This is a genomic window from Arthrobacter sp. 2MCAF14 (assembly GCF_052115645.1).
In the GTDB taxonomy this organism is placed as follows: Bacteria; Actinomycetota; Actinomycetes; order Actinomycetales; family Micrococcaceae; genus Arthrobacter.
On sequence record NZ_JBFRHB010000068.1, the window covers coordinates 1 to 12,857 of the forward strand.

12 protein-coding genes and 1 pseudogene are annotated in these 12,857 nt (G+C 63.4%); 4 read left to right on the forward strand and 9 right to left on the reverse strand.

All coding sequences use genetic code 11. From position 1 onward, the window contains the following. Positions 1-717 (forward strand): annotated as a pseudogene (locus tag AB4074_RS23975) (DUF3417 domain-containing protein); the annotation flags it as partial. A gap of 43 nt (positions 718-760) precedes the next feature. Here AB4074_RS23975 and AB4074_RS23980 read toward each other — a convergent pair. Beyond that, positions 761-1,120 (reverse strand): barstar family protein, encoded by a 360-nt coding sequence (locus AB4074_RS23980; protein WP_441415626.1) that lies wholly within the window; start codon positions 1,118-1,120, stop codon positions 761-763. A gap of 5 nt (positions 1,121-1,125) precedes the next feature. Then, complete coding sequence (gene glgX / locus AB4074_RS23985) at positions 1,126-3,234, reverse strand: glycogen debranching protein GlgX (protein WP_441415627.1); 2,109 nt, start codon at positions 3,232-3,234, stop codon at positions 1,126-1,128. Between the two features lie 281 nt (positions 3,235-3,515). Here glgX and AB4074_RS23990 point away from each other — a divergent pair, with 281 nt between their 5' ends. Further along, a complete protein-coding gene (locus AB4074_RS23990; protein ID WP_441415628.1) occupies positions 3,516-4,328 on the forward strand; it encodes a carbon-nitrogen hydrolase family protein in 813 nt (270 codons plus the stop codon). A gap of 143 nt (positions 4,329-4,471) precedes the next feature. Here AB4074_RS23990 and rlmB read toward each other — a convergent pair whose 3' ends face one another. The 5 genes from rlmB to AB4074_RS24015 form a co-directional block, all read right to left on the reverse strand. Further along, on the reverse strand, positions 4,472-5,467 hold the full coding sequence (gene rlmB, locus AB4074_RS23995) for a 23S rRNA (guanosine(2251)-2'-O)-methyltransferase RlmB (RefSeq protein ID WP_441415629.1): 996 nt from the start codon (positions 5,465-5,467) through the stop codon (positions 4,472-4,474). Between the two features lie 79 nt (positions 5,468-5,546). After that, entirely contained in the window at positions 5,547-7,010 is a 1,464-nt protein-coding gene (gene cysS / locus AB4074_RS24000; protein ID WP_441415630.1) for a cysteine--tRNA ligase, read from the reverse strand. Between the two features lie 47 nt (positions 7,011-7,057). Further along, entirely contained in the window at positions 7,058-7,588 is a 531-nt protein-coding gene (ispF, locus tag AB4074_RS24005; protein WP_441415632.1) for a 2-C-methyl-D-erythritol 2,4-cyclodiphosphate synthase, read from the reverse strand. Positions 7,589-7,611: 23 nt separating this feature from the next. Next, positions 7,612-8,394: a 2-C-methyl-D-erythritol 4-phosphate cytidylyltransferase gene (gene ispD, locus AB4074_RS24010; protein ID WP_441415631.1), complete on the reverse strand. Its 783-nt coding sequence runs from the start codon at positions 8,392-8,394 to the stop codon at positions 7,612-7,614. Between the two features lie 212 nt (positions 8,395-8,606). After that, complete coding sequence (locus tag AB4074_RS24015; RefSeq protein ID WP_011690592.1) at positions 8,607-9,089, reverse strand: CarD family transcriptional regulator; 483 nt, start codon at positions 9,087-9,089, stop codon at positions 8,607-8,609. A gap of 295 nt (positions 9,090-9,384) precedes the next feature. Between AB4074_RS24015 and AB4074_RS24020 the strand changes: the two genes are divergently transcribed. Further along, a complete protein-coding gene (locus AB4074_RS24020) occupies positions 9,385-9,963 on the forward strand; it encodes a hypothetical protein (protein ID WP_441415633.1) in 579 nt (192 codons plus the stop codon). A 100-nt stretch (positions 9,964-10,063) separates the two neighbouring features. Here the strand turns inward: AB4074_RS24020 and AB4074_RS24025 are convergent, their stop codons facing one another. After that, a complete protein-coding gene (locus AB4074_RS24025; protein WP_059388662.1) occupies positions 10,064-10,744 on the reverse strand; it encodes a response regulator transcription factor in 681 nt (226 codons plus the stop codon). Next, a complete protein-coding gene (locus AB4074_RS24030) occupies positions 10,741-11,946 on the reverse strand; it encodes a sensor histidine kinase (protein ID WP_437773955.1) in 1,206 nt (401 codons plus the stop codon). Before AB4074_RS24030 ends, AB4074_RS24025 begins: the two co-directional genes overlap by 4 nt. A 206-nt stretch (positions 11,947-12,152) precedes the next feature. Here AB4074_RS24030 and phoU point away from each other — a divergent pair, with 206 nt between their 5' ends. Beyond that, positions 12,153-12,806 carry a phosphate signaling complex protein PhoU gene (gene phoU, locus AB4074_RS24035; RefSeq protein ID WP_078106623.1) on the forward strand — a complete coding sequence of 218 codons (654 nt, stop codon included), beginning with the start codon at positions 12,153-12,155 and terminating at the stop codon, positions 12,804-12,806. Positions 12,807-12,857 lie beyond the last annotated feature (51 nt).

Sequence of the window (12,857 nt, forward strand, 5' to 3'; positions counted from 1 at the left end):
GGCGAGAACGGCTGGGCGATCCCGACCGCGAACAACGACGCGTCACCGACCGAACGCGATGACATCGAAGCCGCCGCGCTCTACGAGCTCCTGGAGACCCAGGTGGCCCCACGCTTCTACGGCTCCACGGTCTCCGCGGACGCCGGCGCGGCAGGTCCTTCGCAGTCCGGCCCGGAAGCCGTGCCGACGCATTGGGTGTCCATGATCAAGCACACCCTGGCCCACCTCGGCCCGGCCGTCTCGGCAGACCGGATGCTGCACGACTACGTCAACACCCTCTACCGCCCGGCGGCGGAGTCAGGACGGCGTGCCGTGGCTGGCTCCTTCAAGGAAGCGAAGGAGCTGGCGGCCTGGACCACCAAGGTCCGCACCGCCTGGCCGCAGCTGATCGTGGAACACGTCGATTCCATCGGCGTCTCCGAAGAACCCCAGATCGGCGACACCCTCCAGGTCAACGCCTACATCGCCCTGCACACCCTGACACCGGACGACGTCAGCGTCGAGGTGGCCTACGGGCGGGCTGAAGAAAGCGATGAGTTGGAGGACATCACCGTGGCCGAACTGAGCTCGTTCGAGGACCTCGGCAACGGGCGCCACCTGTTCACCGGGTCCATCCTGATCAACCGCTCCGGATCGTTCGGCTACACCGTCCGGGTCTTCCCGAAGCACCCCTCTTTGGCTTCGAAGGCCGAACTGGGGCTGATCGTCAACGCGTAGCGGCAAACTGGCTGGGTGGGCATCGCCCGCCCAGCCAGTCGAGCTACTGCTGGAAGACCGCTATCACAGCGAGGTCCCGCCCGGAGTAGAACTCGGCGTCCTGGAGGATCTCGCAAACCAACCCGAAGGACCGGTCCGTCCGGTAGGCCGCCGGGACCTGCCAAATCAGGGTGACGGGTGATTGGTCGTCCTCGGACACACTGTCTGCGAAATCGTGGAGTGAATCGTTGAGCGCATCCAGGTCCACCCCGTCGTACTCGGGGAAATCGAGCACCTGGCCGAACACTTCCAGGACGCCCTCCTTGTTTGCTGCCGGCGGCACCATCACGGTGCGGCGGCCGGCGTCGGACACTTGTTCCTGTAGTTCTTCCAGTGTCCACGTGTCTGCCGAATAGATTTTCATGGTTCCTAGGTGCGGTAGATGTTGATGGTGTTGCCTTGGACGACTTCCCGTTCGCCTGCCGCGACTAGCGCTCCTTGCCTGCGGTCATTGAGCTCGGACGTTGTCAGCCTTAGTTCGAACATCCGGCTGCCGGCCCCGGATTCGGCGACCAATTTGGGCAAGACGACCTTCTGGTCATCCTTGTTCCCGTTGATCACGAGCAAGCCGCGGTAGGCACCGCCCTCCGAGCTCACCAAGAGTTGCACAACACGCAGGGAGGGATCGTGCCACCGGGCCGCCGTCATCGGCTGGCCCTCCTCATCAAACCATTCCAGGCCCGTTCCCTTGTCCGGGAAACCTTCGTCCTGGGCCTGCAGGAACTCCTTGCGGAGCCGGATCACCCGTTTGGTGCTCCGGAGCATGTCATGCGATTCGGGTGTCTGGGTCCAGTCGATCCATGTCAGGGGGTTGTCCTGGCAATAGGCATTGTTGTTTCCCTGCTGTGTGCGCCCGAGCTCATCCCCGGCAGTAATCATGGGCACGCCGATGGAGATCATCAACGTAGTCATGAGGTTCCGTTTGGAAAGGGCACGGGCCGCGAGAATCCTCTCGTTCTCCGTTCGCCCTTCGAATCCGTGGTTGTAACTACGGTTGTCGCCGTGGCCGTCGCGGTTTTGTTCGCCGTTGGCTTCGTTGTGCTTGCGGTCGTAGGACACGAGGTCGGCAAGCGTGAAACCGTCGTGGGCGGTGATGAAGTTGAGGGAGGCGAGCCTCGAGCGCCCCGAAGGTTCAAAGACGCGGGCGGAGCCAGTCAAAGCGTCCGCCAGGACCCCAACGTTGCCGCCGGACATCCCGGCGTCGGCGGCGCCCCGGTCAGAGAGCCAGAAGCGGCGCACGCCGTCGCGGAAGTGATCGTTCCAGTCCACCCAGCCCTTGGGGAACCGTCCGGTCTGCCAGCCGCCGTAGCCCACATCCCACGGTTCGGAAATGAGCTTGGTCTTGGAGATCACGGGATCTTCCGTGATGCGCTTCAGGAAAGGGTGCTCGGGATCGAACTCGTTGCCAGCATTGCGGCATAGGGTCACGGCAAGGTCGAAGCGGAAGCCATCGATGTGGAATTCTTCCGCCCAATAGCGCAGCGATTCAATCGCCAGATCCACTACCTTCGGTTCGGCAAAATTGAGGGTGTTGCCGCAGCCCGTCGTATCGAGGTAACGGCCGTGGGCATCATGACGGTAGTACCGCTGCTCGCCCAGACCCCTGAAACTGACGGTGTCGCCGTCAGGCCCGCCTTCCGCCGTGTGGTTGTAGACGACATCGAGTATCACTTCGATCCCCGCCGCATGCAGGAGCTTCACCATGCCCTTGAATTCGTCCTGGACGGCGTGCGGGCCGGCCTGCTGGGCGGCTTGTGTAGCGTAGTCCGAATGGGGGGCGAAGAAGGCTGCGGTGTTGTAGCCCCAATAGTTGGTGAGGCCCAAGTACTGCAGGTGCTGCTCGTCGATGTGGAAGTGGATGGGAAGCAATTGAACAGCCGTCACTCCCAATGAATGGAAGTGCTCGATCATGGCGGGATGGGCCATGCCCGCGTAGGTGCCGCGAAGGTGCTCCGGGATATCCGGATGCAGCATGCTTTGCCCGCGGACGTGAGCCTCGTAGACAATGGTGTCGCGCCACAGCGTGCGCATCGGACGGTCGTCGCCCCAATCAAAAGCCGAGTCCATCCGCACGGAAGTCAGCAGTTCTCCCCGCTGGTGCACCGCCCGACCGTAGGGATCGAGCAACAGCTGCTCGGCGTCGTCGGCGTCAAAGTCCGGGGCAGGAACGGACAGTGGAAGCGCGTCCTCGTGGGCTGCTGCGCGGAAGCCGTACCGCGTGCCGAGCGGCAGCCCGTCCACAATCCCGTGGTGCACGCCGTCCTCAAGTTTGGGCAGCGCATGGACTTTCCATGAGTCGCCCGGGGCCTTGTAAGCGATTTCGACTCGAGCAAGTCCGGGGGCCCATACAGCGACGTTGACCCGGTCCGGAGAAGGGGTGTCGCGGTCGGATTTCCCGGGCAAGGGAACACTCAGCCCGAGCGGCGACGGCCGCGAGGCGTCCACTGTAGATGCTGTGTCAAAAATCGGCATAACCATTACTTGAGAGTTTAGTCTCCGACGCCAATTCTCCCCCGCCCGCGGCCCATATGACAGTGCCCATGCCCGGCGGTCTGAACCAGGCCGGCGGCCCCTGTGAACGCAAACAAGCCGCTCACCTGCTGAAACGTCGAACCATTCGGCTTGTTGCGCTTTTCGTGAAACCTGTCGTTTGAGCGGATTGTGTCGATTGCGCCGAATACGCCCGCTGCCCGCGGCTGGGTTCGTATCCTCGGCGCGGTCGTTGCATACTTTGGCTATACACCAATGTGGAGGTAATTGTGCGAATCGCCCTTGCTCAACTCATCAGCGGCCGCGAGCTGGCAGACAACCTGCTCCTGTTGGAAGGCTACGCCCGCCGGGCAAAAGAGGGCGGCGCCGAGCTCGTGGTATTCCCGGAAGCGACCATGCGGGCGTTCGGGAATTCCCTGCTCCACATCGCTGAGCCCCTGGACGGGCCATGGGCCAGCCAAGTGCGGAAGATCGCCCAGGATCTTGGAATCGTGATCGTGGCCGGAATGTTCACCCCCGGGCTGGCCTCCGACGGCAGCAGCAACGGCAAAGTCCGGAACACGCTGATCGCCACCGGGCCCGGGGTGGACACCAGCTACGACAAGATCCACCTCTTCGACGCCTTCGGCTTTGCGGAATCGGATACCGTCGACGCCGGCACCGATCCGGTGACGTTCGTCGCCGGTGGTCTCACCTTTGGCCTGGCCACCTGCTACGACATTCGATTCCCGGCCCTCTTCACCGCCAATGCCGACCGCGGCGCCGATGTGAATATCGTGTCCGCTTCCTGGGGTGCCGGGCCTGGGAAGGCGGAGCAGTGGAAGCTGCTCGCGCGTGCCCGGGCGATCGACACCACGACCTTCGTGCTGGCATGCGGCCAAGGCGATCCCGCGAGCCAAGGCCGTGAACCTAAGGGTGCAGCGCCCACCGGAGTGGGGCACTCGGTCGTCGTGTCTCCCTTGGGGAACGTGCTGGAAGAGCTCGACGCCGAACCCGGCCTCTTGTTCGCGGAGCTGGACGCCGCCGTCGTCAAGGAAGCGCGGGTCAAGCTCCCGGTCCTGGCGAACCGCCGCGACTTCTAACTCCGATATCTAAAGGGAACAGTAACGCTCGCTCACCAAAAGAAGTGAGCGAGCGTTACTGTATTTGGCGCTATAAGTGAGCGAGCGTCCATCTGAAACACCCTATAAGTGAGCGAGCGTCGGCTGTGCCGCCAACCTTCTTGCTATTTGGCCGCGCGCTGCCTTGAGACCTCGTACAGGGAGATGCCCACGGCCATGGAGGCGTTGAGCGATTCCATGGCGGAGTCGATCGGGATGGAGATGATCTGGTCGCAGTTTTCGCGGACCAGGCGGCTGAGGCCCTTGCCCTCGGAACCCACGACAATGCACACGGGATCGGTGGCCAGGGCGAGATCCGGCAGCGAGACATCGCCGTCGCCGTCCAGGCCCAGCACGAAGATGCCCATCTGTTTGAACTGCTTGAGCGCGTTGTTCAGGTTTGCCGCGCGGGCCACGGGAACGCGGACCGCCGCGCCGGCGCTGGTCTTCCAAGCCGAAGCGGTGACGCCTACGGAGCGGCGCTCCGGGACAATCACGCCGTGCCCGCTGAAGGCGGAAACGGAGCGGATGATGGCGCCCAGGTTGCGTGGGTCGGTGATGCCGTCGAGCGCAACGAAGAGGGGCGCGTTGGGGATGTACCCCTTCTTCCACTTGGTGACCGTCTCTTCGGCGAGGTCGTAAGCATCCTGGTATTCGTACGGCGGGATCTGCAGTACGAGGCCCTGGTGGACAGCGTCTTCGGTCATGCGGTCCAGCTCGGGCTTACCGGTTTCCAGCAGCGGGATGCCACGTTCGGCAGCGAGCTTGAGGGACTCCTTGACGCGGTCGTCCATCTCGATCCGAATGGCAACGTGCAGTGCCTTCGCGGGGATTCCGGCGCGAAGCGCCTCCACCACGGAGTTGCGTCCGGTGACGACTTCCTCGGTAGCGCGGCCCTTCGGGCCTGAGCGGGCGCCCGGGTTGGAGCGGCTGGCACCCCCGGCCGCGCGCTTGGCCGCGGAGCGCTCGGCAAGCTGCTTGCTCTTGTACGCCTTGTGGTACTCGCGGTCCTCAGCCTTGGGGGTTGGACCCCTGCCTTCGAGGGCCTTTCGACCGTGGCCACCGGTTCCGGTGGTGGGGCCCTTCTTGCTCTTGACAGCCCGGCGACCGTTGTTGGCCATGAATTCCACCCTTGATTGTGTTGAGTACGTCTGCAATCAAGTCTACTGAATCAACTTAAATCGGGACGACGGCGCTTTCTCAATCCCTCTTGAGGCTCCAGCTGGCTCCATCGGCGCCATCCTCGACGGCGATACCGGCTGCCGCGAGAGTGTCGCGGATCGCGTCGGAAGCCGCCCAATCCTTGTTCACCCGCGCCTCGGCGCGAGCCTGCAACTGGGCTTCCACGAGGACCTCAAGGGCCTGGGCAGTCTCGGAGTTCTCCTGGACTTCGCCGCGGACGTCGTTCAATCCAAGCACGGTGGTCATGGCCATCACGGCCCGGAGCGCCTGCTCGGCCCCGGCGTCGTCTCCGGACGCCAGAGCGGTGTTCCCCGCCCGGACAGTCTCATGCAGCGCGCCGAGGGCCTGCGGGACGTTGAGGTCGTCATCCATGGCAGCAGCAAAGGCATCCGGAACGGGGCTCGACTCAGGGTGCGCGGCGAAGTCGCCACCGAACTTCTTGGAAGCCTTCGCAACAAAGCCGTAGATCCGCTCTACTGCCGCCGCAGCCTCCTGGAGCGAGGTGGGCCGGTAGTCCAGGATGGAGCGGTACTGCGCCTGGCCAAGGTAGTACCGGACAACCCGCGGACTGGCGAGCTCGAGCATTTCCGAGGGGCTCACTGTATTGCCCACGGATTTGGACATCTTTTCGCCCTCATACGTGACCATGCCGTTGTGCAGCCAGAAATTGGCGAATCCGTCACCCGCGGCCTGCGATTGTGCCATCTCGTTCTCGTGGTGCGGGAAGCGGAGGTCCAATCCGCCGCCGTGGATGTCGAACTGCTGGCCCAGGTACTTCGTGGCCATGGCGGAGCATTCAAGATGCCAACCCGGCCGGCCCGTTCCCCACGGCGAAACCCAGCTCGCCGTCGTCGGCTCCCCGTCCTTGTAGCCCTTCCACAGCGCGAAGTCGCGCGGGTCGCGCTTCCTGCTGCTGAATTGAGGCTCGACGTCGGCGGCTCCCTGCATGTCGTCGATGTTCTGGCGGGTCAGCGAGCCGTACTTGCTCCAGGAGCGGACGTCGAAGTAGACGTCCCCGGAGTCGTCCAGCGCAGGGTAGGCATGGCCGCGGTCGACGAGCCTTTGAATGAGGGCGTGCATCTCCGGGATGTGGCCGGTGGCACGAGGCTCATAGGTGGGGCGGGAAACGCCCAGGACATCGTAGGCCTGCTCGAATTCCTGCTCGTAGCGGTAGGCCAGGGCCCACCACTCTTCCTCGGCCTTGGCTGTGGGTTCCTCGGCCCAGTCCGGTCCGAAGGACTGCGCCGACTTGGCGAGGATCTTGTCGTCGATGTCCGTGACGTTGCGGACAACAGTGACACGCAGGCCCCGGTATTCAAGCCAACGGGTCAACTGGTCGAAGGCGATCGCGGAACGGACATGCCCCACGTGCGGCATTCCCTGCACCGTGGCACCGCAGTAGTAGACGCTGGCCTTGCCGGCTTCAAGGGGAACGAAGTCGCGGACTTCGGCGGATGCAGTGTCGTAAAAGCGCAGGGTCACCGCTCCAGATTAGCGGATGCGCACCCTCTGGCTTCGTTGCCCACCATCTATCCCTGTTTAGGCGCTATTTGGGCGCTATCGCTTTGGGGCGCCGCCGGCACGGCGTAGACGAGTGCAGTGGCGACGGCGGAGATGCCCTCGCCACGCCCTGTGAAACCTAGGCCATCGCTGGTGGTTGCCGTGACGCTGACGGAAGCTCCTGCGGCGGCGCTGAGGACGCGCTGCGACTCTTCACGCCGGGGCCCGAACTTTGGCCTGTTGGCAACGAACTGCACTGCCACGTTCCCGATCTCAAAGCCGGCAGCCCGGACAATCCTGGCCGCCTCCCCCAGCAACTTCACCCCGGACGCACCAGCGAATTCGGGACGGTCGGTGCCAAAATGCGTACCGAGATCACCAATGCCGCAAGCGGAGAAGAGCGCGTCAGCAGCCGCATGGGCAACGCAATCGCCGTCGGAGTGCCCGGAAAGTCCGCGCTCCCCCTCCCAAAACAGCCCGCCGAGCCAGAGCGGCTGCGGATCGTTGTCAGGTGCATAAGCGTGCACGTCCACCCCGATGCCCGTGCGCGGCAGAATCATGGCCGCTTTCTCCGAGCCTGCCATCAGCCTTCCACCCAGCGGACTCCGAGCGGCCCCTCCAGCAGGCCCTCCGCAATGATGAGATCCAAAGGCGTGGTGATCTTCAGCGACTGGCTGGCGCCCCGGACCGCGTGGACCGGCACGCCCAGGAGCTCGACCAGCATGGCGTCATCCGTGACTGCCGCCGACTGCTCGTCGTCGAACGTCGCGGCCGCCGCGTGGGCGCGCAACAAAGTCTCAAAGTCGAATCCCTGCGGAGTCTGCACCGCACGAAGTTGTTCGCGCGGGGCGGTGCCGGTGACGATCTCCGGCGCGATTCCGGCGTCGTCCCCGTCAGTTTCCGCAACCATCTTGACGGTATCCACCACCGGAATGGCGGGGATGACCGCCTTGGCGCCCGACAAGAGCGCCATGGCAACGCGATGGAAGACCCGTTCGGGAGTCAGTGCACGCGCGGCGTCGTGAACCAGCACTGCGCGTGTTCCCTCAAGGACTGCCCCGAGGGCGGCGCGGACCGAAGCGGCACGGGTAATTCCGCCGTCGACCACTGTGATCAGCGGACCGTCAACGCCCAGTTCTTGCCGGAATTCCTCGCAAAGCTCGCGCAGCTCCAGGTCCCCTGCGGGGACGGCAACGCAGATCTGGCGTGCAACGTCCGCCGCCGCGACGCCGCGAAGGGCATGGGTGAGGATCGTTTCGCCGCCCAGCGGAACTTTCGCCTTGGGCATGCCGTAGCCAAGACGCTCCCCGGAGCCTGCCGCAACGACGACGACGGCGGTGGCCTCGCGCTGGGATGGTGTAGTCATGCGCCCAAGCCTACGTGGTGCCCACCCGCCCAACTAGCTGGCAGCAAGTGTCGTTTTGGGCGCTCAGAACGACATCTGCTGCGTGGGCCCACGCCGTCAGGGTTCCCTGGCCGAGCTTGCGAGGCGAGGGGGGCGGTGGGGTCAGTTGGGCTTTTGGGCAAAGGAAACCCCGGCAGCAGGTTGCTACCGGGGCTCAAATCTTTGAATCTCTGTTAGGAAGCCAGAACTTCGTCGAGAACGCTTGCGGCCTTCTCTTCGTCGGTCTTCTCAGCCAGTGCCAGTTCTGAAATCAGAATCTGACGGGCTTTGGCCAGCATTCGCTTTTCACCTGCGGAAAGGCCGCGATCGTGATCACGGCGCCAAAGATCGCGGACGACCTCTGCAACCTTGATGACGTCGCCGGAAGCAAGCTTCTCCAGGTTTGCCTTGTAGCGACGGGACCAGTTGGTGGGCTCTTCAGTGAACTCGGCACGGAGAACGTCAAATACGTGCTCCAAGCCTTCCTTGCCCACTACGTCGCGGACCCCAACAAGGTCTACGTTTTCTGCTGGAACTTCAATGGTCAGATCACCCTGAGCCACCTTGAGCTTGAGATACATTTTCTCTTCGCCCTTGATAGTGCGCATCTTGATTTCTTCAATTTTTGCTGCACCGTGGTGAGGGTAAACTACTGTCTCGCCGACCTCAAAAACCATGTGGACTTTCCCCTTTCCCGCAGACCAGTTTATCACGCTTAAGGCATACGATTGGCACGGAAAGGGGTCCTGAGCCCTGTAAATACGCGGAAAATGGCCTTTTCGACCCTCCGGCACCCTCTTGACGGGAGGGCATAAAAGTGCATTGGACGCAGCGTTCCGGATGACCCTACTCCTTCTGGAGGGCCGCCACAATGGTGATCGGAATCCTTGTTCCTGCTAGTTTGCCGATAGGCTATGGCTGAAAAGTGTTCCAATGACTCTTAGAGGAGTACGTGTCGTGCGCATTACTGCGATGAACCGTGTCCAGCGCGGCAAACTGGCGATGGCGGCGGCCGCCATCAGCATCGGTCTCTTGTCCGTGACCGGCTGTGGCTATATCAATCCCCAGCAGACCAACGAGCAGTACTCTCCGTCTGACGGCGTCAGGGAAGACCTCGGTTCGCTTCAGCTGCGCAACATGCTCATCGTCTCCACGGATGCCAACAAGCCGGGACGCGTCATTGGTGCCGTGTTCAACACCTCCTCGAGCGATGCAACCCTGACCATCAGTGGTGCCGGCGGGTCACAGGCGACCATTCCGGTCAAGGCCAAGTCCCAGACCTACCTCAACGAGACCACGGACGCCGCGGTTCTGAGCACGAGCGGCGGAGCCCCTGGCTCCATGGTTTCCGTGACCATCAAGACCGGCTCCGATTCCCGCGCCGTGCAGTTCCCGGTCCTGGACGCTTCCTTGAAGGAATACGCGAAGTACCTCCCCACCGCTTCCGCTTCTCCGAGCCCCTCGGTCAGCGGTTCCGCCACCCCGAGCAGCAGCGCGACTCCGGGCAGCAGCGCGACCCCGACGCCGAGCGCGAGCGCCACCGGCCACTAGGCGGCCAGCGGCCAGCGTCGCTCGGGTCGGCAACACGCTGGATCCACGAAGACAAAAAGGAAGGGCTCCCAATGGGAGCCCTTCCTTTTGCTGTAGCTTCCTACGGCTCGAACTTGTAGCCCAGGCCCCGAACCGTCACGAGGTAGCGGGGAACCGAGGGGTCCGGCTCGATCTTGCTGCGCAAGCGCTTCACGTGGACGTCCAAGGTCTTGGTATCGCCCACGTAGTCGGAACCCCAGACGCGGTCGATCAACTGCCCACGGGTGAGCACACGGCCCGAATTGCGAAGGAGCATCTCGAGGAGTTCGAACTCCTTCAGTGGAAGCGATACCTGTTCGCCGTTGACGCTCACCACATGCCGCTCGATGTCCATCCTCACCGGGCCGGCCTGCACGGTGGATGTGATGAGCTCCTCCGGCTCGCCTTGCCGGCGCAGCACGGCACGGACGCGCGCGACGAGTTCCCTGGAGGAGTACGGCTTGGTGACGTAGTCGTCCGCGCCAAGCTCCAGTCCAACTACCTTGTCGATTTCCGAGTCCTTGGCCGTCAGCATGATGACCGGGACGCTGGAACGCTGGCGCAGTTGCCGGCAAACCTCAGTGCCAGGAGTCCCCGGAAGCTGCAGGTCCAGCAGAACCAGGTCGGCCCCGTTGCGGTCGAACTCCACCAAGGCGTCACTCCCGTTGTCCACAACCTGGACGTCGAAGCCTTCCTTGCCCAATAGGTAGGACAGGGGGTCGCTGAACGACTCTTCGTCCTCCACGATCAGAATCCTGCTCAAGCGCCAGCTCCTTGCTCTAGGGCGCGCACAGCGCCCGTCGATTGAATCACGCTTCGGGGCTTCGCCCCGGCGTCGTCGTCCTCCTGGCCTTCCATTTCCGGAAGGCGGATGGTGAAAGTAGAACCTTGGCCGGGCTGGGACCAGACGGTGACCTCGCCGCCGTGGTTGGACACCACGTGCTTGACGATACTCAGGCCCAAGCCTGTTCCCCCGGTCTGCCGGGATCGCGCGGCATCCACGCGGTAGAAGCGTTCGAAGATGCGTTCCTGGTCCTCGGGGCTGAGACCCTCGCCCTGGTCTGTGACGGAAATGGCAACCACGCCCTCTTTGGCGCGGACCCCCACTCCCACACGGGTGTTCTCCGGCGAATAGCGGATGGCGTTGTCGATCAGGTTCCGCAAGGCGGTCACCAACAGGTCCTGGTCGCCGAAGACCATCGTTTCCGTTCGGCCCCCGACGACGATCTTGATGTTCTTGAGCTCGGCCGGGAGCTGCGAGCGGTCCACGGCCTCGGAGATCACCGTATTGATGTCCACGGCGTGCCCTTGCTGTGCCACATTGGCTCCCTGAAGCCGGGACAGCTCAATGATGTCCTGCACCAGCGCGGCCAGCCTTGTCGATTCCTTGTGCATGCGCTTCGCGAAGCGACGCACGGCTTCTTCGTCGTCCGGGCTTGCCTCGAGCGCTTCCGCCAGCAGGGAGATGGCGCCCACTGGCGTCTTGAGTTCATGCGAGACGTTCGCGACGAAGTCGTTGCGGATCTCTTCGGTGCGGGTGATTTCGGTGCGGTCATCGGCCAGCAGGACGATATATTCCCACCCGAGCATGGCTGCCCGCACCTGCACCACGATGGTTCCCTTGCCCAGTGGGCCGCGGGGTAACTCGTAAGTCTCTTCCAGGATCACGCCGTCGCGCCGGACCTTTGCGGTCATGTCCAGCAACTGCTTGTGCACCACGGTGTGGCCCCTCACGAGGCCGTACGCGTAGGCCGCGGGACTGGCCCGGACCACGCCGTCGATCGCGTCCACCACAACGAAAGCGCGCCCGACGACGGACAGCACTTCCGCGGCTCCCTCCGGAAGCAGCGGCTCGGTGACGTCCAGGTCCACGATCTTCCGCTGCCGTTCACTAAGCCTGAACGCGAGCACGCCAAAGACGCCGCACGACAGGCCGACTAGACCTGCGATGACACCGATGAGCACTGGATCCACGGATCTAGCTTATGCGCTCAAAACACTGCAAAATATGGAACGGTCACCAAACCGCCCCGATTCAGCTAACGTTCACCTAAAGGTGCGCAATCGTTCATTGAGCACTGCCACCCTTACTAGTTGGACCGTAGTTAGCTGTGATGATTTTCGCGCCGCCAGAAGGGTGCGGAGGAGATTTCCAAGGAGAGGACGCCACCGTGCGCAAGGTTTTTCAGGAGGAGCTCATCCAGGTCGGTGAGGACCTCATCGAGATCTCAAAGCTGGTCACTGAGGCGATCCAGAACGCGACCACCGCATTCGAAGGTGCCGACGTCGATCTTGCCCAGGACGTTATTGCTGCCGATGCCCGGATCGATTTCCTGCAGAACGGCCTCGACGAACGGGCCATCGACATCCTGGCCCTCCAGGGCCCCGTGGCAAGCGATCTCCGGATGATTGTCGGCTCCCTGCGGATGAGCGCATCCCTGGAGCGCATGGGTGACCTCGCCCGGCACGTGGCCCAGCTGGCCCGTTTGCGCTACCCGGCCACGGTCATCCCCGAGCAGCTGACGGCAACGTTCAAGGACATGGCCCGCCTCGACCTCGAAATCGTCCAGAAGGTCACCCTCCTCTTGGAGTCACGCGACCTGGAAGTTGCCCGGGACATCCTCAAGCTCAACATCCGGGTGGACGATCTGCACCTGAGCGTCTTCAGGGCGATCGCCGATCCCGCCTGGGCCGAGACTGCCGCCACCACAGTGGATGTGGCCCTCGCCAGCCGCTACTTCGAGCGTTTCGCCGACCACGGCGTCTCGGTTGCCCGCAAGGTGACCTACCTGGTCACCGGTGAATGGCAGCCAGAAGGCTTCTAGCCCGTCTTTACAAACAACGACGGCGGCCGGCCCACCTCGCAAGGTGGGCCG

Excerpts from the sequence above, each read along its gene's own strand:
- AB4074_RS24015 (WP_011690592.1), bottom strand. The coding sequence starts at position 9,089 with ATGGTTTTTGAGGTCGGCGAGACAGTAGTTTACCCTCACCACGGTGCA.
- ispF (WP_441415632.1), bottom strand. The coding sequence starts at position 7,588 with ATGATTCTGCCGCGCACGGGCATCGGGGTGGACGTGCACGCTTATGCA.
- AB4074_RS23980 (WP_441415626.1), bottom strand. The coding sequence starts at position 1,120 with ATGAAAATCTATTCGGCAGACACGTGGACACTGGAAGAACTACAGGAA.
- ispD (WP_441415631.1), bottom strand. The coding sequence starts at position 8,394 with ATGACTACACCATCCCAGCGCGAGGCCACCGCCGTCGTCGTCGTTGCG.
- rlmB (WP_441415629.1), bottom strand. The coding sequence starts at position 5,467 with ATGGCCAACAACGGTCGCCGGGCTGTCAAGAGCAAGAAGGGCCCCACC.
- glgX (WP_441415627.1), bottom strand. The coding sequence starts at position 3,234 with ATGGTTATGCCGATTTTTGACACAGCATCTACAGTGGACGCCTCGCGG.
- AB4074_RS24020 (WP_441415633.1), top strand. The coding sequence starts at position 9,385 with ATGAACCGTGTCCAGCGCGGCAAACTGGCGATGGCGGCGGCCGCCATC.